20 protein-coding genes are annotated in these 24,124 nt (G+C 59.4%); 9 read left to right on the forward strand and 11 right to left on the reverse strand.

What is annotated here, in order from left to right; genetic code table 11:
• Positions 1-58: 58 nt before the first annotated feature.
• Complete coding sequence (locus tag FAZ30_RS19505; RefSeq protein WP_137010073.1) at positions 59-910, reverse strand: LysR family transcriptional regulator; 852 nt, start codon at positions 908-910, stop codon at positions 59-61.
• Positions 911-1,019: 109 nt separating this feature from the next.
• On the opposite strand from FAZ30_RS19505, the gene FAZ30_RS19510 reads away from it, so the two are divergent.
• Positions 1,020-1,742: an SDR family oxidoreductase gene (locus FAZ30_RS19510; protein ID WP_137010074.1), complete on the forward strand. Its 723-nt coding sequence runs from the start codon at positions 1,020-1,022 to the stop codon at positions 1,740-1,742.
• A gap of 20 nt (positions 1,743-1,762) precedes the next feature.
• Here FAZ30_RS19510 and FAZ30_RS19515 read toward each other — a convergent pair whose 3' ends face one another.
• Positions 1,763-2,989, reverse strand: a complete 1,227-nt coding sequence (locus FAZ30_RS19515) for an EAL domain-containing response regulator (RefSeq protein ID WP_137010075.1) — start codon at positions 2,987-2,989, stop codon at positions 1,763-1,765.
• A gap of 194 nt (positions 2,990-3,183) precedes the next feature.
• Here FAZ30_RS19515 and FAZ30_RS19520 point away from each other — a divergent pair, with 194 nt between their 5' ends.
• Positions 3,184-3,810, forward strand: coding sequence for a response regulator transcription factor (locus tag FAZ30_RS19520; RefSeq protein WP_124642046.1), 627 nt, complete (start codon positions 3,184-3,186; stop codon positions 3,808-3,810).
• 149 nt (positions 3,811-3,959) lie between these two features.
• Here FAZ30_RS19520 and FAZ30_RS19525 read toward each other — a convergent pair whose 3' ends face one another.
• Complete coding sequence (locus FAZ30_RS19525) at positions 3,960-6,827, reverse strand: adenosylcobalamin-dependent ribonucleoside-diphosphate reductase (RefSeq protein WP_137010076.1); 2,868 nt, start codon at positions 6,825-6,827, stop codon at positions 3,960-3,962.
• A gap of 233 nt (positions 6,828-7,060) precedes the next feature.
• Positions 7,061-10,390 (reverse strand): DUF748 domain-containing protein, encoded by a 3,330-nt coding sequence (locus FAZ30_RS19530; protein ID WP_168190891.1) that lies wholly within the window; start codon positions 10,388-10,390, stop codon positions 7,061-7,063.
• Positions 10,391-10,523: 133 nt separating this feature from the next.
• Between FAZ30_RS19530 and earP the strand changes: the two genes are divergently transcribed.
• The 3 genes from earP to FAZ30_RS19545 all read left to right on the forward strand — a co-directional run bounded on the left by earP (position 10,524) and on the right by FAZ30_RS19545 (position 12,980).
• On the forward strand, positions 10,524-11,714 hold the full coding sequence (earP, locus tag FAZ30_RS19535) for an elongation factor P maturation arginine rhamnosyltransferase EarP (RefSeq protein ID WP_246043382.1): 1,191 nt from the start codon (positions 10,524-10,526) through the stop codon (positions 11,712-11,714).
• Positions 11,715-11,771: 57 nt separating this feature from the next.
• Complete coding sequence (gene efp / locus FAZ30_RS19540) at positions 11,772-12,335, forward strand: elongation factor P (RefSeq protein ID WP_103525153.1); 564 nt, start codon at positions 11,772-11,774, stop codon at positions 12,333-12,335.
• A 102-nt stretch (positions 12,336-12,437) separates the two neighbouring features.
• A complete protein-coding gene (locus FAZ30_RS19545; protein WP_137010078.1) occupies positions 12,438-12,980 on the forward strand; it encodes a DinB family protein in 543 nt (180 codons plus the stop codon).
• A gap of 50 nt (positions 12,981-13,030) precedes the next feature.
• On the opposite strand, the gene zapE is transcribed toward FAZ30_RS19545, so the two are convergent.
• A complete protein-coding gene (gene zapE, locus FAZ30_RS19550) occupies positions 13,031-14,194 on the reverse strand; it encodes a cell division protein ZapE (protein WP_137010079.1) in 1,164 nt (387 codons plus the stop codon).
• A 295-nt stretch (positions 14,195-14,489) separates the two neighbouring features.
• Between zapE and FAZ30_RS19555 the strand changes: the two genes are divergently transcribed.
• The 4 genes from FAZ30_RS19555 (at position 14,490) to FAZ30_RS19570 (ending at position 18,395) form a co-directional block, all read left to right on the forward strand.
• Entirely contained in the window at positions 14,490-15,230 is a 741-nt protein-coding gene (locus FAZ30_RS19555; protein WP_124642035.1) for an acetoacetate decarboxylase, read from the forward strand.
• Between the two features lie 15 nt (positions 15,231-15,245).
• Positions 15,246-16,028 carry a 3-hydroxybutyrate dehydrogenase gene (locus FAZ30_RS19560; RefSeq protein ID WP_124642033.1) on the forward strand — a complete coding sequence of 261 codons (783 nt, stop codon included), beginning with the start codon at positions 15,246-15,248 and terminating at the stop codon, positions 16,026-16,028.
• Positions 16,029-16,249: 221 nt separating this feature from the next.
• Positions 16,250-17,428 (forward strand): DUF3734 domain-containing protein, encoded by a 1,179-nt coding sequence (locus FAZ30_RS19565; protein ID WP_124642031.1) that lies wholly within the window; start codon positions 16,250-16,252, stop codon positions 17,426-17,428.
• A gap of 61 nt (positions 17,429-17,489) precedes the next feature.
• A complete protein-coding gene (locus FAZ30_RS19570) occupies positions 17,490-18,395 on the forward strand; it encodes an acyl-CoA thioester hydrolase/BAAT C-terminal domain-containing protein (protein WP_124642029.1) in 906 nt (301 codons plus the stop codon).
• 41 nt (positions 18,396-18,436) lie between these two features.
• Here FAZ30_RS19570 and cysM read toward each other — a convergent pair whose 3' ends face one another.
• From cysM to pyrF, 6 genes are all read right to left on the reverse strand, one after another.
• A complete protein-coding gene (gene cysM / locus FAZ30_RS19575; RefSeq protein ID WP_124642027.1) occupies positions 18,437-19,324 on the reverse strand; it encodes a cysteine synthase CysM in 888 nt (295 codons plus the stop codon).
• Positions 19,325-19,473: 149 nt separating this feature from the next.
• Positions 19,474-20,469, reverse strand: a complete 996-nt coding sequence (rfaD, locus tag FAZ30_RS19580; RefSeq protein ID WP_124642024.1) for an ADP-glyceromanno-heptose 6-epimerase — start codon at positions 20,467-20,469, stop codon at positions 19,474-19,476.
• 11 nt (positions 20,470-20,480) lie between these two features.
• Positions 20,481-21,062: a DUF924 family protein gene (locus FAZ30_RS19585; protein WP_137010080.1), complete on the reverse strand. Its 582-nt coding sequence runs from the start codon at positions 21,060-21,062 to the stop codon at positions 20,481-20,483.
• Positions 21,063-21,089: 27 nt separating this feature from the next.
• On the reverse strand, positions 21,090-22,052 hold the full coding sequence (gene rfaE1 / locus FAZ30_RS19590; RefSeq protein WP_124642020.1) for a D-glycero-beta-D-manno-heptose-7-phosphate kinase: 963 nt from the start codon (positions 22,050-22,052) through the stop codon (positions 21,090-21,092).
• 6 nt (positions 22,053-22,058) lie between these two features.
• The gene (locus FAZ30_RS19595) at positions 22,059-23,378 is read right to left on the reverse strand and encodes a UDP-glucose dehydrogenase family protein (protein WP_124642018.1); all 1,320 of its coding nucleotides are present in this window, start codon (positions 23,376-23,378) and stop codon (positions 22,059-22,061) included.
• Positions 23,375-24,121, reverse strand: coding sequence for an orotidine-5'-phosphate decarboxylase (pyrF, locus tag FAZ30_RS19600; protein ID WP_124642016.1), 747 nt, complete (start codon positions 24,119-24,121; stop codon positions 23,375-23,377). Before pyrF ends, FAZ30_RS19595 begins: the two co-directional genes overlap by 4 nt.
• Positions 24,122-24,124: the final 3 nt, after the last annotated feature.

The following is a 24,124-nucleotide window of genomic DNA, read 5'->3' on the forward strand; positions in this document are numbered from 1 at the left end:
TTGACCTTGTCAATAATATTTCTGCTGCAGACCTACCACCCCTCCCGCCAGTCAGTCTTCACACGGACTCGGCCTCGGTCTGCCTGCCAGCCTGCAAATAATCATGCAAAGCCCGCAGCGCCGGCTTTTCCAGCGCTTGCGCCGCATAGCACAGGCCCAGGCGGCGGGTGAGCCCAGGGCCGCTCAGCGGCCGCCCCACGACGCGGCTACTGCCTTCCAGCAAGGAGGGCGGCAATAGCGCCACACCGTAGCCGGCCTCCACCATGCGCAACGCCAGCTGTAGTGAGCCAGCATGTGCCGCCAGCATCAGCCCGGCCGCTCCCTCGCCATGCATGGCCAACAGACGCTGATGCGAGGCATGCTGCGGACAGGTGATCCAGTCCAGCTGGTGCAGGTCTGTCATGGCCAGTTCGCTGTGCTGCGCCAGCGGATGCAGCCGCGGCAAGGCCAGCACGAATGCCTCCTCCCACAGCGGCAGGAACAGCTCATCCTCGCAACGCAATTCTTCCGCCGCCAGCCTGGCATCGCCGGCACAGCCATCCACCACACTGAGCAATAGCCCCGGGATGGCCGCCCGTGCCGCGCTCAGCAGCGTAGCCACCTGCACGGCACCCAGATCAGCCTCGATGCCCAGCTGCAGCGGCTGGCAATGATGGCGCTGGCGAAACAGCCGCAGCAGACCATCGGCCTGATCCACCAGTTGCCGGGCCTGCGGATAAAACAGCCGGGCATCCTCGGTCACCGCCACCCCACGCGCCAGCCGCTCGAACAAGGTGGTCGCCAGGTCCTCTTCCAGTTGACGGATGGTCACCGACAAGGTGGGCTGGGTAATGCACAGCCGCTGCGCCGCCGCCGTGATGCTGCGCTCCTCAAATACCGCGATAAAAGCCTTCAGTTGCCGTATATCCATAGATAAAACCGATACCAACCAGAGAAATTAATCATTTTTCAGCTATTGGATTAATTTTTACACTGTATCCAGCTTTTATCCATGCAAATTACCTATACAAGGAAGAACCATGCGCCCTCCTCTCATCATCATCAGCGGAGCCAGCTCCGGCATTGGTGCCGCCACCGCCCGCCTGCTATCCAGCCACGGCCATCCGCTGCTCTTGCTGGCACGCCGGCTGGACCGGCTGCAAGCACTGCAATTGCCGCACACCCTGTGCCGCGCCGTTGACATCACCGACCGCGCCGCCGTCCTGCAAGCCGTGGCCGAGGCCGAACAGCAATTCGGCCCGGCCGATGCCATCATCAACAATGCCGGCGTGATGCTGCTGGGCAAGATGACGCAACAGGACCCGGCCGAGTGGGAGCGCATGCTGGAAGTCAACGTCAAGGGCTTGCTCAATGGCATCCATGCCGTACTGCAAGGCATGGTGGCACGCCGTCACGGCACCATCATCAATGTCAGCTCGATTGCCGGGCGCAAGACCTTTCCCGGCCATGTGGCCTACTGCGGCAGCAAGTTTGCCGTACATGCCATTTCGGAGAATCTGCGCGAAGAAGTGGCCGGTCACAATGTGCGCGTCATCACCATTGCCCCCGGCGCGGTGGAAACCGAGTTGCTCAGCCACACCAGCGATGAGGCCATCAAGCAGGACTATCAACAGTGGAAGCAGGAAATGGGCGGAGTGCTGGCCGCCGAGGATGTGGCAGAAACCATCCGCTTTGCCTATCAGCAGCCACAAAGAGTGGCGATTCGAGAAATCGTACTGGCCGCTACCGGTCAACAAGCCTGAGCAGACGGATCAGCACGGCGCTAAACCAGCAGCATGCCATGCCGGCTATCAATGAACTGCGCCAGGCTGGTCGACGGCATGGGTTCGGCCAGCAGGAAACCCTGTACCAGGTCGACACGCAGCTGTTTGACCAGATCAAAATCCTGCTGCCGGCTCACACCCTCCACCACCACCGCCACATTCTGGCTTTGCAACATGCGCACGGCAAAGCCAAGCAGCTTTTCCGCAGTCGGATCGCCCGCCGCATGATGTACCAGCGTGCGGTCGATCTTGACGGAATTAGCCGGGATTTCCCGCAAATGGTGAAAGCCCGAATAACCCGCACCAAAATCATCCAGTGCCAGATTAAAACCCATCACCCGCAGCCGAATGGCATTTTCCAGCGAATAACTCAAATTATCCAGAGGCTGGGTTTCTGTTAATTCAATCGTAATGCGCGATGGTGGTAAATGACTGCCCTGCATTATCTCTTTCAATTTGTCCGGCATGCCTGGCTGATCGAATTCACGCATATTGATATTGACGGCCACCCCCAGTTTCAACTCTGGAAACTGCACATCCCAATGGCGACAATCACGCACTGCATGTTCCAGCATGCTGCAAAGCAGCTGTTCGCTCAGGCCGGTTTCATCAATACGCGGCAGGAACAGGGCCGGACCGAGCAGGCCCAGATCGGGATGCTGCCAGCGCGCCAGTGCCTCAACCGAAACCACGCGCGAGGTTTGCGGGTCGACCTTGGGCTGATACCACGGCTGGATCTGCCCGGCGCGCAGCCCGTGTTGCAGCTCGTTGCGGGAAAAATGGTAACTCCTGGCAGCGCTACCTGCATCAGCAGTCCTGGACTGCAATACGCGTAGTAACAGGGGCGACAGCACGGCGCGCGACAGCGGCTTTTCCAGGCAACCCAGTACGGGTAACTCATGGTAGCCACCAACACGCTGCACGCTTTGCAGAATATCTGCAGCCTGCACGCTGCAGAAAATCAGCTGCGGCAATTTATCCAAATTACATAAATGCCGCATTAATTGAATACCATCAAGATTTGGCATATCCAGATCACAAATTACCAAATCATAAGTACTCGACTCCAAGCATGACAAAGCCTGATAACCATCTTCGGCCTCATCAACCAAAAGTGCTCCCAACTCATGCAGCAACTGGCGCAATACCATGCGCTGAATAGCATGATCTTCTACAATCAATATCTTTAGCGGAAAGGATGTATTTCCGGAGGACTGGCTGGACATTCAAATCACCTGAAACGCAATACTTGGGTTTTTATAATTGTTACATTATCCTTATCAACATACTGATTGCTGATGGGAAATTTCTGATTGAATACTAGATTTTTCTTATGACTTTTTTAAGAAAAAATAATTACTCTCCATCAGTCGAATGCTAGAAAAATATTACTTCAATTGATACATTCTGGAGACTAATCATGAAAAGCGTCATCATTGTTGATGATCATCCGGCCATTTGCCTGGCCGTGCGTTCGGTGCTGGAGAAGTCGGGGCGGTATTCAATCATCGGGGAAACCGATAATGGCCAGTCTGTCATCGAACTGGTCAGGGAACACAAGGCCGATCTCATCATCATCGACCTCAATATTCCGCGCATTAGCGGTCTGGAACTGATCAAGCGCATCAAGGGCCAGCATCCGGCCATCAAGCTGCTGGTTTTGTCGGCACAGGACGAGATGGTCTACGCCTCACGTTCGATGCAGGCCGGGGCGGATGGTTTTGTCAGCAAGAGCAAGGACCTGAATGCCATCCTGTCGGCCTCAGACGCCATCATGGCCGGCTACAGCTTTTTCCCGCGTGATGTGGTGTCCGGAGCCAAGCTCAATGGCGAGAGCCTGCTGGACAGCCGTATCGACAAGCTGTCGGACCGCGAGCTGGCTGTGCTGCAGCATCTGGCACAGGGCCTGTCCAACAAGGATATCGCCGACCGGCTGTTCATCAGCAACAAGACAGTCAGCACCTACAAGGTAAATATCTTCGAAAAGCTGGGCATTTCCAATGTGGTGGACCTGACCGACTTTGCCCGCACCAACAAGCTGGTCTGAGTACGCAGCTTGCCGCCTGCCTGTTGATTGGCATCCCACACACGGGCAAGCTGCCTGCTGACATAAGCGCCATCGTCACCAAGTCGGTACCAAGCAAAACGCCGATCCACTATGGATCGGCGTTTTGCTTGGGCTGACAACAGCAAGCCTTAGCCGCAAGCCCCTACGTGACCGCAGGCCGTGCAGAACTCGCAGCCATCCTTCTTGATCAGCGCATGGTTGCCACATTCAGGGCAGGGCTTGCCGGACAGCGGCTTGAGCAGCGGCTGGGCGGTGGTTTCCGGGCTGAACAGATCGCTCTGCTCCGGCACCATCACCCCCATCTCCTCCAGCGGTACACCATCGCGGGTCAATACCCCCAGCATGGCGTAGCGGTGAATCATCAGCTGCGCCATATAGGCCACGGTGGAGGGCCAGCTCTGTGACTTTTCCACTCCGGGGATACGAGCAAAGAAATCACCCTGCGCCTCGGCATAGCTGAGCAGCTTGCGCAGCTTCATGCCGATCCAGGCGGGGTCGATCACGCGCATGTCCAGCGACAGCATCTTGCACAGGCCATCCAGTTCACGCGGGTAATTGCCGGCCAGCCATACCGAGTAGGGACGGCGCTGGCCGTTGGGCAAGACCAGTTCCTTGAGGAAGAGTACGAAGTCATCACCGGTTTGCGGGTTGGCGACATCCACCGACCAGCTCATGGTGCCATCGGTGCCGGACTTGGGCTCCTTACGGGCAAACAGCGCATCCATCACCGGGGTCGGCTCGTGCTGCTCGGCAGTCAGCGCGCCCAGTTGTTCCACGCGGTGGCGCACCACTTGGCCCAGTGCTGCTGCTGCCGAGGTGGCATAGACGGTACGCTCGCCCAGCTCGAAGGCATAGCGCTTGTCGCCATTGGTATGCGACAGTGCCTCCAGCTTGGCCGACAGCCAGGCATGATCGCGGCAGCGCATGTCCATGGACAGGGTCTTGGCAATGGCACCGAGGCCACGCTGTTCTTCCGTGGCATTCACCCAGCACTCAAACGGGGTGATGCGGCCGTTTTCCACATGCCCCACCACTACCGCGAAATCGCCAGCCGGGCCTTCCACCATATAGGTCCAGGACGGGTTGCCCTCTTTCAGCTTGGGCCGGTTCGGCCACTTCAGGCTGGCCAGCGCCGGGCTGGGCGCGGTATTCAGGGTAATGCGGCGGTCCGGATCGCCATCCTGGCTGGCGGACAGGTCTTGCGGCGCTTCCTTGGCGGTTTCCTTGGCCGGCTCGATGGACAATACCGAACCGAGCACGCTGTTGGGGCGGTAGGTGGTAATGCCTTTCAGGCCATTGCGCCAGGCTTCCAGGTACAGGCTTTCGAAATCGGCAAAGGGATAATCAGCCGGTACATTGACCGTTTTGGAGATGGCGGTATCGATATACGGGGCCACGGCAGCCACCATGCGCATATGATCCAGCGCGCTCATCTCCAGCGCCGAAACAAAATAATCCGGCAGCGCCTGGGTATCGCCACCCTGCATGCGGTAGACGCGATAGGCGTGATCTTCCACCAGGTATTCCTGGGTACTGCCATCGGCCATGCGCTTTTTGCGGGTGTAGAACCAGGAGAACGGCGGCTCGATGCCGTTACTGGCATTGTCGGCAAAAGCCAGCGAAATGGTGCCGGTGGGGGCAATGGACAGCAGGTGGGAATTGCGGATGCCATGCTTGCGGATGCGTGCCTTGATGCTGTCCGGCAGGCGGCTGGCGCAATGCGGCTCCGCCAGATACTTGTCGGCATCGAACAGCGGAAAAGCGCCCTTCTCGATGGCCAGATCCACCGAGGCATCATAGGCGGCATCACGCATGGTTTCCGAGATGCGCGCAGCAAAGCGACGACCCTCTTCACTGTCGTAGCGGATTTTCAGCATGATCAATGCGTCACCCAGGCCGGTAAACCCCAGGCCGACACGGCGCTTGGACTGCGCTTCGCGTTCTTGCTCCTTGAGCGGCCACACCGTCAGGTCCAGCACATTGTCCAGCATGCGGATGGACATGCGCACCACGCTGTCGAAGGCAGCAAAGTCGAAGCTGGGCTTGCCGCCAAAGGGCTGACGCACGTATTTGCACAGATTCACCGAACCCAGATCGCAGCAGCCGTAGTCCGGCAGTGGCTGCTCGCCGCAGGGGTTGGTGGATTCGATGACTTCGCAATAAGACAGGTTGTTGTCCAGGTTGATCTTGGACATGAACAGCACGCCCGGCTCGGCGTGGTCATAAGTAGACTCCATGATCTGTTTCCACAGATCGCGTGCCGGAATGGTGCGATACACCCACAGGCCGTCTGCACGCTGGTAGTGGCCGGGGAAGGCATCGGTCGCCGGCTCCACGCTGTGCGTCAATTCCCACTCGGCACCCGCCTCCACCGCCTGCATGAAGGAGTCCGACACGCCCACCGAAATATTGAAATTGCGCAGATCGCCCTTGTCCTTGGCGTGGATGAAGTCCTCCACATCCGGGTGACTGACATCCAGCACCCCCATCTGTGCGCCACGGCGAGCGCCGGCCGATTCCACCGTTTCGCAGCTGCGGTCGAACACCCGCATATACGACACCGGGCCGGAAGCGCGGCTGTTGGTCCCTTTCACCCGTGCGCCCTTGGGGCGGATGCGCGAGAAGTTGTAACCGACGCCACCACCACGACGCATGGTTTCGGCCGCCTGCAGCAGTGCCTCATAAATGCCAGCCTTGCCATTGGACGGCTCGGATACCGAGTCACCCACCGGTTGCACAAAGCAATTGATCAGCGTGGCGCGCAAGTCGGTACCGGCGGCGGAGTTGATGCGGCCACCAGGAATGAAGCCATTGTCCAGCGCCTGGAAGAACAGCGGTTCGAAGCGGGCCGGGTCCTGCTCCAGCGCCGCCAGTGCGCGCGCTACCCGTTGTCTGACTTCGCTGACACTCTGCTCATCGCCCTTGGCATACTTTTCCAGCAATACCTCACGCGAGATATCCTGCTCCAGCATGACCGCACTGTTTTCACGCTTCATTCCGGCCCCTCGATTTCCTGAAATTTTTGAGAATTTTCCTGACTTCTGCAGCCTTGCCATTGCGGCAACTCATGCACTCTACGCCTGTTAGCCAAGCAATGCACACCTTGACATTCTCTGGAGCGGGTGTACCGGGCAGACCACACTAGCCACAACATCTGGCAAAAGAAAACGGCGTACTACACCATATGTAGTTACGCCGTTTGTTGATGGACATCAAGCCGAATGATGCTCTACTTGCTGCCCAGCTTGATGCCGATGGCGATGCCGTCCCGTTCGGCGCGGGTTTTGGCCGGATCGCCCAGGGTGATGCGCTCGGCCAAAGTGTTGTCAATCCGCATCATCACCTTGCGGGCATTTTCGGCACGCTGGCGCGCCAGTGCCTGCAAGGCGGCATCGTCCACTTTCTCAGCCGCAATCAGCTCGCCGCGCAACAGCTTGGCCAGGGCGCTGGCCGCCGGGCCACCCGGATTGAGGGTATGGCCCATCAGCTTGAGCCGGCCCAGCCGTTTGGCATAGACCGTCTTGATGGCATCCAGCATGGTGGGATCGGCCAGATCCGGCACTGGCAGCGGCTCTCCAGGCAACAGGCTGCGTCCGGCTACCTGCAGGATGGCGCTGTCGATACGGGCGCGGGCCAGCTCCTTGCTATCGACCGCAGGGTCAAAACTGCCGGCGATCTGCAACTGCATTTTGGGACGCTTGGCCATCACCGCAGCCACTTTTTCCAGCTTCTCGCGCTCAGGCGGGGCCACATTGGCTTCACCCGGAATGAAAAACACATTGTCGAAACCATCGCCGCCCATCAGCGCGCCCAATGCCCGGAACGGTGCGGTCACCACCTTGGTCAGCACATTCACCAGCGCCTTCCATACGATCTGGCCATAGCTGAACTGCGGATCATCCAGACTGCCGGCGACCGGCAGGTCCAGATCAATCTTGCCATCGCTGTCTTCCAGCAGGGCCACGGCCAGCCGCAGCGGCAGGTGCGTTCCCTTGTAGTCCGGCACCTCGTCGCCCAGCTGGATGGTGTTGATCACCACCCGGTTCTGCCCCTTCATCTGGCGATGGTCGAGCAGGTAGTGCAGGTCGACAGTGAGCCGGCCGTCATTGATGCGCCAGCCGGCAAAGGTGGTGGCATAGGGATTGAGGTTGTTCAGCGGAATATTGCGGAAAGACAGGGTGACATCGGTATTGTCGGTTACCGCCAGCGGTGCCAGCGCGCCACGCACCCGCACATCGCCATACTGGTCGACATCGCCATCCAGGGTAATGGTGCCGGTACGGCCAGGACGGGTGGACAAGCCCTGGATGGAGCCGCGCAGATGGTGCATCTGGGTGGCAAAGTTCGGCTTCATGCTCTGGTCGGCAAACTGCACCTTGCTGCGATTCAGATGAATGCTGCGGATTTCCACCGGCGGAATGCTGCTGGCAGCAGACGGCTTGGCCGCCACGGCGGTTTTCGGCGCTGCCGCAGCCTTGGCCGCAAAAATGCGCTGCCAGTTGAGCTGGCGCTGGGCATCCAGAATCAAGCGGGCAGACAGTTCTTCCAGCTGCACATCCTGCACCGCCACGCTGAGCGGCAAGGCCTGGGTGCTTTGCGCACGGATGCCATTGACCCGCAGATTGCGCCAGCCCAGCAGCGGCAGTTTTTCACCCGGCTCCATGATGGCCAGGCTGCTGATACCGGCAGTACCAGCCACTTTCCAACCTTTGCTGGCCGACTCCACGTCCAGCTGGGCATTCAGCTGGCCGCCATTCATGCGCAGCGGCGTACCGGACAGACCATAAGGTGCAAATGGTGCCAGCGGCAGTGCCTGGGCATTCACCTTGCCCTTGACCGCGGCCGTGGCCGGGTCCAGTTGCAGCGCAGCCTTGAGCTGGCCAGACTCCAGCTGGCCGGCCAGCTCCAGCGCCAGCTGTCCGGCCGCATCAGCCTGTAACGTTGCGTTCAGCGCGCGTAGCGTGGCACTGACTGGCCGTGGCAGGGTCTGGTCGGTCCAACCCAACTGGCCATCCGTCAGCTTGACCGTGGGGTAATGCAACTGCCAGCCGGGCTGGCTTTTGCTGTCGGCATGCGCCGGCTGGCTGGCTGGCGGATTGGCCTTGCCGCGTGCAAACAGCCGGGCAAGGTTTAATTGCCCCTGCTTGTTGCGCTCCACCGCGACACGCAGGCCCTGCAAATCCAGCGCACCCGGCTCGATCAGCAGACCGTGCTGCACAATGCGCGAAGGCTGCAGCGTGGCCTTGGCCAGCGTGATCTGCTCTTCCCGCTCGTGATTGCCCAGTTTGATGTCAGCCAGCTCGGCCGCCAGCCGGTCAACGCTGAAGCCCTGTTTCGGGTCTAGCGCAAAACGGGCATGCAATAGCGGCAAGGAGGCAGACAGCTGCAAGGGGGTGGCAAAACCGGCATCGGTCAGCCGGTATTGCCAGTTGGCCAGCTTGATATCGTCCACCGCGATCGACCATGGCGACGGCGTACTCTTGCGCGCAGGGGTAGCCGGCGCGGCTGAGGACTGCTGCGGCAGCGCCATCATCCAGTCGATCAAACCGTTCTGCATGCGCATTGCGTCCAGGCTGCCGCCTTCCAGCGCCACTTGCTTGATAGCCAGGCGGCTGCCTTGCAGATCAAAGCTGCCACCAATCACATTGAGGGTGGGCAGGGAAAAATGGTGCTGGCTGGCCGGTGCCTGCATCAGCAAGCCCTTGAGCTGGGCATTGAAGGGGCTGATCTGCAACTGGGCGCGCTTGCCGCTCATGTCGAAATGGTAACTAGCCTGGGCCGACAGCTCGCCTTGCGGCTTGGCGATATTGAACTGTGGCTTGATGTAGTCCCACACGCTGGCCAGGGTAAAGCCGTGGATGCTGGCTTGGCCGCTCGATTGCAGCGGCTGCAATTGCAGGCTGCCCTTCCAGTCCAGCTGGGTGCCATCACCCAGCGCCGCATGCAGGCGATAGCCGCCGGCTTCCGGCAGGGTGGACAGATCGGTCAGCGACAGATTCAGCGGCGATACCTTGAACTGCTCGCTGCTGCCGGCCAGCTGGTCGTTGACCATGACCTGGCCATTGCGGATGGCCAGCGCCTGCAGCAGAAATTTGGGGGCGGCACTGTCCTGCTGTTTCGGCTGGGCCGGACCACTGGCATCGCTGATGAAGCGCGCCCAGTTCCACTGTCCCTGTCCATCACGCTTGACCCACAGCTTGGGCGCATCCACAGAAAACTCTGACAGCTGCCAGCGCCCCAGCAGTAGCGCGGTGGGATCGAAATTGACATAGACACGGTCAGCGGCGAACAGTGGCTCGCCCTTGCCCTCGGCCAGTTGCAGCCGGCGTATTTCCACCGCCATTTTCCACGGATTGATGGAGACTTCGCCCAGGTTCAGCTGGCGGCCAATGCCGGCAGCCCATTTGCTGGCCTGGCTCTGTACGATGCCCGGTGCAATGCCCGCCAGAAACCCCCAGCACAGCAGGATGAAGCCAAGCAGGCCGGCCAGCCAGCGCCGCCAGCGCGATGGCTTGCCCGGCGACGAGGGATTTCCAGAATTCTGATCAGTTGTGCTCATGACACTCTTCTTGTACGCACCAGCTTTCATTTTAACTGTTTTATCAAATACTGTTATCCGCATGTTGTTAGCAAAGTTGTGTGCGCAGGATGACAGGGCTGCCACGCCAGCACAGGCTAAAGCAGCCCGTGCTATGCTGCGCCTGCCCTCATTTCATCATGCCGCCATGCCACACACCGCACGCCTCAGCTGGGATATTTTCTGTACTGTCATCGACAACTACGGTGATATTGGGGTCGCCTGGCGACTGGCCCGCCGGCTGGCCCACGATTTTGGCCACCCGGTGCGGCTGTGGGTGGATGATCTGGCCAGTTTTTCCCGCATCGCCCCGCTGCTGGACCCGGCCAGCCCGCTACAGCAGGTGGACGACATCGAAATCCGCCATTGGAGCCAGGACGACGGCTTTGCCGACTACCAGCCGGCACAGGTGGTGATCGAAGCCTTCGGCTGCCGCCTGCCGGACGCCGTTGAGCAGGCCATGGCCGCGTCCGCCACCGCGCCGGTGTGGATCAATCTGGAATACCTGTCGGCGGAGGACTGGGTGGCCGGCTGCCATGGCATGGCCTCGCCCCACCCGCGCCTGCCGCTGACCAAGTACTTTTTCTTTCCCGGTTTTAGCGACAGCACCGGCGGCCTGCTGTGCGAGGACGGTCTGATCGCCACCCGCCAGCGCTGGCAACAGGACAAACTGGCCCAACGCGCCTTCTGGCAGATGTTCGACATCCCGGAAAAGCAGCCGGAAGAATGGCGCGTCAGCCTGTTTGCTTATGAAAACCCGGCCGCACGCGCACTGCTGGAGTACTGGACGCGCAGCCAGATGCCGGTGCACTGCATGGTGCCGGAGGGCAAGGTGCTGGCTGATGTCGAGGTGGTGCTGGGGCGGCCGCTACAGGCCGGGCAACATGCCACGCGTGGCGCGCTGACCGTGCATGTGCTGCCGATGACCGACCAGGACAGCTACGATCTGACCCTGTGGTCGTGTGATATCAACTTCGTACGTGGGGAAGACAGCTTCGTGCGGGCGCAATGGGCCGGCCGGCCCTTTGTCTGGCACATCTACCCACAGGAAGACGCGGCACACATGGTGAAGCTTGATGCCTTTTTGTCACACTATTGCGCCGAGCTGGATACTGACACCGCGGCGGCCATCAAGGCCGCCAGCCATGCCTGGAACCACGGCCAGGGCATGGTGGCAGCCTGGCTGCAACTGGAAAACCGCCTGCCGCAATGGCACCAGCACAGCCGCAACTGGCCGGACAAGTTGCTCAAGCAAGGAGACTTGGGGATGCGGCTGGTGCAATTCATACAAAACCGGCTAAAATAGCCCGTTTTTCGGAAACCGATTTCCGAGTTCAATCAAGAGTTTGGGACTTTACAAGCAATGAAAACCGCACAAGAACTCCGCGCTGGCAACGTATTCATGGTAGGCAACGACCCGATGGTCGTGCAAAAAGCCGAATTCAGCAAATCCGGCCGCAACGCATCCGTTGTAAAAATGAAGATGAAGAACCTGCTGACCGGCACCGGCTCCGAAGCCGTTTACCGCGCTGACGACAAGTTCGACGTCGTGGTTCTGGATCGCAAGGATTGCACCTACTCCTATTTTGCTGACCCGATGTATGTCTTCATGGACAGCGAATTCAACCAGTACGAAGTAGAAGCCGACAACCTGGGCGATGCACTCAACTACATCGTTGATGGCATGGAAGACGTTTGCCAGGTGACCTTCTACGATGGCAAGGCCATCTCCGTAGAACTGCCGACCACCGTGGTTCGCGAAGTGGAATACACCGAACCGGCCGTACGTGGCGACACCTCGGGCAAGGTTCTGAAGCCGGCTCGTCTGGTTGGCACCACTTTCGAAGTACAGGTTCCGGCCTTCGTCGTGACCGGCGAAAAGATCGAAATCGACAGCCGTACCGGCGAATTCAAGAAGCGCGCCTGATCGCCTGCTTGATGTCATGCAAAAAGCGGCCCACGGGCCGCTTTTGTTTTGCCTGTCATTCCTGCAGATGCTGCGCTATGGTGCTGTTTTCAGGAGGGGACAATGAAGCGACTCGAACAGCTTGCGCTGCAAGCCCGCTACAACCAGTGGATGAACGACAAGCTGTATGCCGCAGCAGCCAGTTTGCCAGCCGAGGCAGTCACACGCGATACCGGCGCATTTTTCGGCTCCTTGCTGGGCACGCTCAACCATATCGTGGTGGGTGACACGCTATGGCTGCAGCGCTACGCCGGCCATCCGGCGGCTTTTGCTGCCTTGCAGCCGGTGCAGGACATTCCCCGCCTAGCCTCGCTGGACGGCCTGCTGTTTGCTGAGCTGCCAGCCCTGCAGGCCCGTCGCCAGCAGCTGGACCGCATCATCATCACCCTGTGCGCCGAGCTGCAGGAAGCGCACCTCGACTTCGCCCTGTCCTATCACAACACCAAGGGCGTGGCGCAGCGCAAGAACTTCCACGCCCTGTTGCTGCACCTGTTCAATCATCAGACCCATCATCGCGGCCAGGCGACGACACTGCTCACCCAGCTGGGTGCCGAGGTCGGTGTGACCGACCTGCTGGTGCTGATCGACGACATTCCGGCAGCCTGACAGCAAAACGGCCAGACAAAGTCTGGCCGTGGATGGCAAAGCACGGTGGCTCAGATCACCACACCCGGCGGCGGCTGGTCGTGGGTCTGGCCGGCGCTCTGATGCGGCAACTCCAGATAGCTCTTGGATTGCATCTCGGTCAGCCGGCTGGCGGTGCGGAAAAACTCGCTGGCCTGGACGCCATCGGTATAGATATCGTCGATTTCCACGGCGGCCGAAGCAATCAGCTTCACCCGATTGTCGTAAAACACATCCACCAGCCAGGTGAAACGCCGCGCAATGGAAGCATCCTTGGCCTGCAGTTTGGGGATGCCGCTGATGAATACCGTGTGGAATTCGGTGGCGATTTCCAGGTAATCGGTCTGGGCGCGCGGGCCGTCGCAGATGGCCGGAAAATCAAACCAGATCATACCTGGTGCCAGCTTCCTCACCGGAATATGCCGGCCCAGAATCTCGATTTCCTGCTTGGCAATCAGCGTCTCGCTGCTCAGCCGGGCAAACATGGCCTCCATGCGCTCCTCGGCAGCGGCATCGTCCGGCACCATGAACAAGGGCTCGCGCGTCAGTTCGCGCAGGCGGTAATCATTGCCACCATCCACGTTCAGCACATTCAGTTCGCGCTTGATCAACTCGATGGTGGGCAGGAAGTTCTGCCGTTGCAGGCCATTGGGATAAAGATTATCCGGCGGATAGTTGGACGTGGTCACCAGCACCACGCCACGCTCAAACAGCGCACTGAGCAGGCGACCCAGCATCATGGCATCGGCAATATCGCTGACATGGAATTCGTCAAAGCACAGCAGCCGGGTATCGCGGGCGATCTTGTCGGCATAGGCCAGCAAGGGGTCCTTGCTGCCAGCCAGCAGGCGCAGCTCGCGGTGCACCTCGGCCATGAAATTGTGAAAATGAATGCGGCGCTTGCGCCGATACGGCACACAGGCATAGAAGGCATCCATCAGGAAACTCTTGCCACGGCCCACCCCGCCCCAGAAATACAGGCCACGCGGCACATCCGGGCTGCGCAGGCTGCGGCCCAGGAAGCGGTTGCGCTTATCTTTGAATTCCAGCAACTGATGCCACAGCGCATCAAGCTCTTCGATGGCAGCTGCCTGCGCCGCGTCATGAATGAAACCGGGCTTTTCACTGGCGGCCTGATACCAGGCCTTGGGGCTGGTCAGGGCGTTGCCATCCGGGGAAAAGGTATGCTGGGACATGATGTGTGCTGTTCTGTTGTTGATTTGTGGCGCAGGTGAACACCAGCGCAATGGAGCCAAACCGCGGGCCCTGCCCGTCCGGCGATTAATAGCGCATGATAACCCGAATCAACGCGCTGCCGGTCAAGTGAAAAACCGCGCCGGACACGTAACTGCAATCAGTCATCCCTGACAATTAGACCGGTCTCCACGATCTGGCTGTGACGAGCCTCGCCAGACATCCTTAACAGGCTGTCGCCGGCTGGCCATGGCGGCATGCATTCCAGCAACGCAGCACACCCTTACAGGTACGGCCATGAATATTGAACAGATTCGCCGGCAAGCCTTTGCCATGCCCTTTTGCAGCCCGGCCTTTCCACCCGGCCCCTACCGCTTTTACCAGCGGGAATTCTTCATCATCAGCTACCGTACCGATCCGGACAAACTGCGCGCCGTCATCCCCGAGCCGCTGCAGATGGTCGAGCCGGTGGTCAATTTCGAATTCATCCGTATGCCGGACTCCACCGGCTTTGGCGACTACACCGAAAGCGGCCAGGTGATTCCGGTTTCCTACCAGGGGAAACCGGGCAACTACACCCATGCCATGTACCTGAACGACCACCCGCCAACCGCCGGTGGCCGCGAGCTGTGGGGTTTTCCCAAGAAGATGGCCAGCCCGCGTCTGCAAGTGCACACCGACACCCTGGTGGGCGAGCTGGACTACGGCCCGGTACGGGTAGCCACCGGCAGCATGGGTTACAAGCACCGGAAACTGGATGGGCAGGCCATTGCCGAAAGCCTGCGCACGACACCGAACTACCTGCTGAAAATCATCCCCCATGTCGATGGCACGGCGCGCATCTGCGAGCTGGTCAGCTTCCCCATGCTGGATGTCACCGTACACGGTGCCTGGAGCGGCCCGGCAGCGCTGTCACTGTTTGCCCATGCCCTGGCACCGGTGGCGGAGCTGCCGGTGCTGGAAATTCTGGGCGCCAAGCATTATGTTGCCGACCTGACACTGGGTCTGGGCAAGGTCGAGTTTGATTATCTGGTCTGAAACAGGAGAAGCCTCATGAAACTGCAAGGAAAAGTTGCCCTGATTACCGGTGCCGCCAGCGGCATCGGCCGTGCCATTGCCGAAACCTATGCCCGCGAAGGCGCTGCGGTGGCCATCGCCGATATCAATCTGGCAGCGGCGCAGGCCACGGCCAGTGAAATCGAAGCCGCAGGTGGCAAAGCCATGGGCGTGGCCATGGATGTCACCAACGAGGAAGCCGTCATCGCCGGCACCCAGGCCGTGGTCGATGCCTTTGGCCAGCTGGATATCCTGATTTCCAATGCCGGCATCCAGATCATCAGCCCGCTGGTGGATTTCAGCTTTGCCGACTGGAAAAAAATGCAGGCCATCCATGTCGATGGTGCCTTCCTCACCACCCGCGCCGCCCTGCCCCACATGTACAAGGACAAGCGCGGTGGCACCGTCATCTACATGGGTTCGGTGCACTCGCATGAAGGCTCGAAACTGAAATCCGCCTATGTCGCCGCCAAGCACGCGCTACTGGGCCTGAGCAAGGTGCTGGCCAAGGAAGGGGCTGAATTCAATGTCCGTTCACATGTGATCTGCCCCGGCTTCGTGCGCACCCCGCTGGTGGAAAAACAGATTCCCGAACAGGCGGCCACACTGGGCATCAGCGAAGAGGACGTCATCAAGCATGTGATGCTGGGCGACACTGTGGACGGCGTATTCACCACGGTGGACGATATCGCCCAGACGGCGCTGTTCCTGGCGGCCTTCCCCAGCGCGGCACTGACCGGCCAGTCGGTGGTAGTCAGCCACGGCTGGTATATGCAATAAGAGCCGCTAACAAAAACCCTGCTGCTGCGTTGCGCCTCCTTGCCGTACTTTGTGTACTGTCTGCGTCGGCGCGCCTTGCCCCAGGGACGCTACGCTATTTTGTTAGCCGCTCTAAGCGGTAATGCACGGGGCCGCCAGCGCCATGGCAAGGGCGCGACAGGCGGCTCCCCTCTTTCGGCAAACCAGAACAGCCGCACATCGATGTGCAGACGGAGTATTGCATGAGCGTTGGCTACGATCCGCAACACCGCCTTTATCACAGCGCCAGCCTGCCGGCTGGCCATCAATACAATGTTGTCGCACTGTTGCTGCAAGGCGGCGGCGCGCTCGGCTCCTACCAGCCCGGGGTGTATCAAGGCCTGGCCGAGGCCGAGTTGCACCCCAACTGGGTGGCCGGCATTTCCATTGGCGCACTGAACGCCGCCATCATTGCCGGCAATCCGCCCAATAAACGTGTCGACCAGCTGCGCCGCTTCTGGGAAACCATCTGCCAGCCGCCCATTCTGCCCGCCACACCGCTGGCCATGCTGGACCCCGAGCACTGGCCGGCCAGCATGCAGCATCTACTGGCCGGCTGGGAAGCATGGCGCTCGATGCTGGAGGGGCAAAACGGCTTTTACCGGCCACGCCTGCCCTGGGCCATGCAACATGCCAGCAGTCCGGCGGATATCAGCTTCTACGACACCAGTCCACTCAAGCAGACGCTGGAACAGCTGGCCGATTTCGACCGCATCAACGACAGCAGCCAGATGCGGGTATCGGTTGGCGCGGTCAATGTCCGTAGCGGCAACTTCGTCTATTTCGACAATACCCGGCAAAAACTGCGACCGGAGCACTTCATCGCCTCGGGTGCCTTGCCTCCCGGCTTTCCGGCAGTGGAAATCGACGGCGAGTTCTACTGGGATGGTGGCGTGGTGTCCAATACGCCGCTAAGCCAGCTGATCAGCAAGGAAAACCGCCACAACACCCTCGCCTTCCAGGTGGACCTGTGGAGTGCCCGCGGCAACTTGCCCGGCAATATGAAGGAAGTGGCCATGCGGCAGAAGGATATCCAGTATTCCAGCCGCACCCGCATGGTGACCGATGTCCTGCGCCAGGAGCTGCAGTACCGTGAACTATTGTCCGAGCTGATGGCACTGGTTCCCGAAAGCGAGCATGGCTCGGCAGCCTTTCTGGCCGCCCGGCACGCCGCCAACTGCCAGCGCCTGAACGTGGTGCATCTGATCTATCAGGACAAGGTTTACGATGACCACTACAAGGACTACCAGTTTGGCCTGCAGACCATGCGCCAGCACTGGCATAGCGGCTATCAGGACATTCGCAACAGTCTGCGCCGCCCCGGCTGGCTGAACATGCCCAGCGCCGAGCAGCCCTTTGTCAGTCACGATGTCCACCGCTGAAGCCTGAATTTAGCTAGGAGCAAGGCTAAATACTATCAACACTACAGACAAAACCAATATCATGCTCACCAAGTGTATTTACCTGCTACAGGCGTTGCTATTGGTTTTGCTGCTAGGCTGCCAAAGCTTGCCTCCTCTTTCCGAACAAGCACCTACTGGAAAACTGTTTCATTATCCAGATGGTGGCAGCGCCATTTATTACGAAATAGCCTTTGGAGACATAAAAAAAGACACAGCGATATTCACCTATGCAGCAACAGGCTGCTCCAGCCTTAAATACCAATTGCCACAATATTTTTCGGCAATAAAAGCCAATGCAACTCTTTACGCTCTAAATAAAAGATATGTAAATGATCTGTCGTTTATCAATAGCTGTGGCGATGACTTTATCCGAGCAAATATATTTAAAAATCGCCAGCAGGATTTTATCAATTTTGTCAAAGCAAAAAGCGCAGAACTCTCATTCAAACCGAAAAACATCGTACTAATCGGCGTTTCAGAGGCAGCCAATGTAATTATCAAGGCTGCAACACAACTACCATCCGTAACACATATAGTGATCATTGGAAGTGGTGGTTTCACCATGAGGCGTTCGCTACAAGAGCTCAAAAACAATCATTTGCTCAATAAAATATACGACATTGATCAAGCTAGCAAAATGATAAAAAATGAGTCTGCATCTTTGCAAAGGAACTGGTTTGGCAATCCGATACACTGGTGGAACGACATACTGGATGTCGACCCTATCGAAGACTATTTAACAATTAGCGTTCCCATACTGTTAGGCGTTGGTGCAGAGGATGCCAACCAGCCTCTGGCATCGGTCAAATATCTGGAACAGAAATTTACCGAACACAACAAGCACAATCTGACCGTTCGGATTTATTCGAACAATGGGCATAGTCTGTCCCCTACCGCGAGAGCAGATCTGTTTCAACTACTGAATCAGTATCTGGTCAATAACTAGCGGTATGGGGACACTTGCTTCACTGTATTACGGTAGAAAACTTATAAAGGAAACAGCCCGGTGGACAGATAGCGGTCGCCACGATCGCAGACAATGGACACAATCACCGCGTTTTCCAGTTGCTGGTTCAGCCGCAGCGCTACCGCCAGTGCGCCACCTGAGGACGGCCCGGCGAAAATACCTTCTTCCCGCGCCAGCTGGCGGGCGGTGTCTTCCGCCTCTTGTTGCGACACATGAATCAGCTGATCGATACGGCTGAAGTCGCAGATCTTGGGCAGATACTCGTCTTCCCATTTGCGGATGCCGGGAATCTGGCTGCCGGTTTCCGGCTGCACGCCGATGATCTGGATGGCCGGATTCTGTTCTTTCAGATAACGGCTATTGCCCATGATGGTGCCGGTAGTGCCCATGCTGGAAACAAAATGGGTGACCCGGCCCTGGGTGTCCGCCCAGATTTCCGGCCCGGTACTTTCATAGTGCGCCAGCGGATTATCCGGGTTGGCAAACTGGTCCAGAATCACCCCCAGCCCGGCACGCTGCATGCGGTGCGCTTCGTCGATGGCTCCCGGCATGGAAGTTTCTTTCGGGGTCAGAATGACCTCGGCACCGTAGGCGCGCATGGTTTGCACGCGCTCGGCGCTGGAGCCTTCCGGCATCAGCAAGATCATCTTGTAGCCCATCATCGCCGCTGCCATGGCCAGCGCAATGCCGGTATTGCCACTGGTAGGCTCGATCAGGGTATCCCCCGGTTTGATGTCACCACGCACTTCGGCACGGCGAATCATCGACAGCGCAGGCCGGTCCTTGACCGAGCCGGCCGGATTATTTCCTTCCAGCTTGAGCAGCACCACATTGCTGCTGTCCCCCGGCATGCGCTTGAGCCGAACCAGCGGCGTATGGCCGACGAAGTCTTCCAGATACTTGTACACAGTGAGTCTCCTTGGCAGAGCGCCATTATACGACCTGGTGCTAAGAGGCAGTCGAACCGTTATTTCTAATCAAATAACCAAGCTGCAACAGGCTGGCAATGAAAAACCGCCAGCACAAGGCATGGCGGTTTCGGGATGGCTGGCAGCAATCAGCGGCTGATCAGCCAGTCCACGTAGCGATCCACGCCCTGCTCCACGGTCAACATCGGTGCGCTGTAGCCAGCATCGCGCAGCTTGCCGATATCGGCCTGGGTAAAGCTCTGGTACTTGCCCTTGAGCGCCTCGGGGAATTCGATGTACTCGATGATGCCCTGTGCCACCAGCTCGTCCAGGCTCAGGGCCGGCTTGCCTTCGTGGCGACGGCAGGCATTGACGGTGGACACCGCCACATCGTTGAAAGGCTGGGCACGGCCCGAACCCAGATTGAAAATGCCGCTCTTGCCCGGATTATCCAGGAAGTACAGATTGACCTTGACCACGTCCTCCACCGAGACAAAGTCGCGGCTTTGCATGCCATTGCCCCAGCCATCGTTGCTGCCGAACAGCTTGACCTTGCCGTGCTCACGGTACTGGTTGAAGTTGTGGAAGGCCACCGAAGCCATGCGGCCCTTGTGCTGTTCCTGCGGACCGTAGACATTGAAGTAGCGGAAACCTACGGCCTGGGCAGACAGGCCTTCTTTCATGCGCTGGCGCAGTACCTGGTCGAACAGGAATTTGGAATAACCGTAAACGTTGAGCGGGCCTTCGTACTGGCGCTCTTCCTTGAAGATGGAGCCTTTGCCATAGGTGGCGGCACTGGAGGCAAACAGGAACTGGATTTCCTCGTGTTGGCAGTAATCGAACAAGGCCAGGGTGTACTGATAGTTGTTGTCCATCATGTACTTGCCATCGTGGTTCATGGTATCGGAGCAGGCACCCTGATGCAGGATGGCGCTGATCTCGCCCTCGAACTCGCCTTCCAGCAGCAGATTCAGAAAATCATGCTTGTCCAGATAGTGGGCGATTTCACAGTCCACCAGATTGCGGAACTTGTCGCCGGAGGTCAGGTTGTCCACGGCGATGATGTCGGTGATGCCGCGCTGGTTCAGCGCCTTGACGATATTGGAACCGATAAAGCCGGCGGCGCCGGTAACCACGATAGTCATTGTGCGTCCTTTCAGAAGGAGGAGCCGGGCTGCTGCAAAAAGGCCAGCTCTTCCGGAGTACTGGGGCGACCCAGCAGGGCATTGCGATGAGGGAAACGGCCAAAACGCCGGATAATGTCGCGATGCCGCTGGGCGTAGTCGATAAATTCGGCGCTGTGCGGATAGGCCGCCAGCGTCTGGAACAGCGCCACCGACACATCCTGGTCGGCCAGCTGCTCGCTATGTTCGAAAGGCAGATAGGCAAACACCCGTGCCATTGGTGGCAAAACCTGGTCAGCCGCAGCGTCAACCAGCTGGCGTGCCGCAGCCAAGGCCAGTGCATCACTGGCGAAAGCCTGGGCGGTGTCGCGATACATATTGTGTGACAGCTGATCAGTCAGGACGATATAGCCCAGCAACGCCAGCGGCTCAGCTGCCGACGGCATGGCCAGTTGCCCGGCCATGGCCGCTTGCCACGTACCGGCAAAGCGCTGCTGCAGCAGCTGGTCGAAGTCAGGGTCTTTGCGAAACCACTTGGCTTGCGGCTGCTGCATCTGCTCTGGCGCATTGCCGCCAAACCAGCATTGCACTACCTCGTCCAGTACTGTCGTCATGCGCATACTCCTGCCTTGCGGCCAGCGTTAAACAGCAAACAATTCCTGCTGCGTGCAAACTGCCGTACCCAGCTTGCCCACCACAATGCCAGCAGCGGCATTGGCCAGACTCATGGCCAGCGGCAGCGTCAGCCCGGCGGCCAGCGCCAGACCCATGGTGCCGATCACCGTGTCCCCCGCGCCGGACACGTCGTACACCTCGCGGGCGAAGGTAGGCTGATGCAAGGCGCCTTCGGCACGGAACAAGGTCATGCCCTCTTCGCTGCGGGTCACCAGCAGGGCGTCCAGCTGCAGTTCGGTACGCAAGGCCTGGGCCTTGGCAATCAGCTGTTCTTCGTTTTGCCAGCTGCCGGCCACCTCTTTGAACTCGCTGCGATTCGGTGTCAGCAGGGTGGCGCCGGCGTACTTGGCATAATCATCGCCCTTGGGGTCGATCAGCACCGGCTTGCCCGCGGCACGTGCCAGTTCGATCATGCGAGTCACATGCGTGAGGCCACCCTTGCCATAGTCGGACAAGATGACCACATCGTGCTCGGCCAGCACGGCCTGGTATTGTTCAAGCTTGTCCGCCAGGATTTCGCGGCTGGGGGCATCTTCAAAATCCAGCCGGATCAATTGCTGCTGGCGCGCCACCACTCGCAACTTGATGGTGGTGGAAATGGCCGCATCACGCTTGAGCAAGGTGGTGATGCCGTCTTCCAGCATCAGTCGCTCCAGCGCGCTGGCTGCCTCGTCATCGCCCACCACCGACAGGATGGAAGCCTTGCCACCCAGGCTGGCGATATTGCGCGCCACATTGGCAGCGCCGCCGGCGCGTTCTTCCATGCGGCCGATGCGAGCCACCGGTACCGGTGCTTCCGGCGAAATGCGCGAGACATCGCCAAACCAGTAACGGTCCAGCATCACGTCCCCCACCACCAGCACACGAGCACGGGCCAGATCGGCACTCAGCGTGGCTCCATCCAGCCCCAGTTCTTGCAACAGATTCATACGGTTTTAGCGTCCTATCGCCTGATAGTCGAAGCCCAGCTCGCGCAGCCAGGCCGGATCATACATATTGCGGCCATCCAGAATCACCGGATGCTTGAGGCTGGCCTTGATGGCGTCGAAGTCCGGCGCGCGGAACATCTTCCATTCGGTGACCACCAGCAAGGCATCCGCCCCATGCAGGGCAGACATCATGTCGTCGGCAAAACGCAGCCCCGGCAGATCACCCATGACGCGGCGCGCTTCATCGGCAGCGACCGGATCATAGGCGGCAACCGTTGCGCCACGGCGGATCAGTTCGGCGATGATGACGCGGCTGGAAGCCTCACGCATATCGTCGGTATTCGGCTTGAAGGCCAGGCCCCACAGCGCAAAATGGTGACCCGTGAGGTCATCGCCAAAACGCTTGACCAGCTTGTCCACCAGCCGGCGTTTTTGTGCCTCGTTGGCCTCTTCCACAGCCGTCAGTACACGCATGGCGTGGCCCTGTTCGCGACCGCTGGCCACCAGTGCCTTGACGTCTTTCGGGAAGCAGGAGCCACCATAACCGGCCCCCGGATACAGAAAGTGATAGCCGATGCGCGGATCGGAACCGATACCGCGCCGCACCAGCTCGATGTCGGCACCCAGATCTTCAGCCAGATTGGCCAGCTCGTTCATGAAGGAAATACGGGTAGCCAGCATGGCGTTGGCGGCGTATTTGGTCAGTTCGGCCGAGCGTACATCCATGAACAGGATGCGGTCGTGATTACGCTGGAATGGTGCGTACAGGCGGCGCATCAGCTCGATGGCACGCTCATCTTCAGCACCGACCACGATGCGGTCGGGCTTCATGAAGTCCTCGATCGCCGCGCCTTCTTTCAGAAACTCCGGGTTGGACACCACGCTGTAGGCGATGTCGGCACCGCGCTCCGCCAGGGTGGCGGCGATCTGCGCCTTGACCTTGTCGGCCGTGCCAACCGGTACGGTGGATTTATCCACCACCACCTTGGGCTCGCTCATGTAGAGGCCGATATTGCGGGCGGCCGCCAGCACGTATTGCAGGTCGGCGGAGCCATCTTCATCCGGCGGGGTGCCCACGGCGATGAACTGCACTTCGCCAAAGGCAACGGCGGCGGGGATGTCCGTGGTGAACGACAGACGGCCGGCCTCGACATTGCGCCGCACCATGTCGTCCAGACCGGGTTCGTAAATGGGAATGCCACCTTGTTGCAAAGTGGCAATCTTGGCCGGGTCTACATCCAGACACAGCACATGGTTGCCCACTTCGGCAAGGCAGGTACCGGTCACCAGACCAACATAGCCGGAACCGACAACGGTAATTTTCATGCCTGTTCTGCCCGGTAAAGCGCGATATCGCGGTTGATCTTGCGCAGCACATCCAGCGGCACATCGGCACGGGTGATGGGGCGACCGATCACCAGATAATCGGCACCGGCCTCCAATGCTGCCACCGGGGTCATCACCCGGCGCTGATCGTCGGCAGCGCTATCAGCCAGGCGGATACCCGGGGTAACCAGCTGGAATGCCTTGCCCAGCGCGGCCTTGAGCATGGGCGCTTCCTGTGCCGAGCACACCACGCCATCCAGACCGCAATCACGGGTCAGTGTCGCCAGCCGCAATACATGCTCCTGCGGCGAGGCGCTAATGCCGATTTCAGCCAGATCAGCCGCTTCCATGCTGGTGAGCACGGTCACAGCAATCAGCAGCGGACGCTGACTGTATTGTGCCAGGCCCTCGCGTGCCGCTTCCATCATGCGGCGGCCACCGGAGGCATGCACATTCACCATCCACACGCCGGCCTCGGCCGCAGCCTTGCAGGCATGAGCCACGGTATTGGGAATATCATGGAATTTCAGATCAAGAAATACCTGAAAGCCTCGCGCGGCGAGGCTTTCCACCAGGCCGCGCCCGGTCGAGGTAAACAATTCCTTGCCCACTTTGAGCCGGCATTGTTGCGGGTCGAGGCGGGCTGCAAAGTCAAGGGCCGACGGCGCATCGGCAAAATCCAGCGCCACGACGACAGGAGATGCCGGTTGCAGGTCCTGACCGGCGGCAATTAGCGGATTCATGTC

The sequence above is a fragment of the Aquitalea aquatilis genome, from assembly GCF_005155025.1.
GTDB lineage: Bacteria > Pseudomonadota > Gammaproteobacteria > Burkholderiales > Chromobacteriaceae > Aquitalea > Aquitalea aquatilis.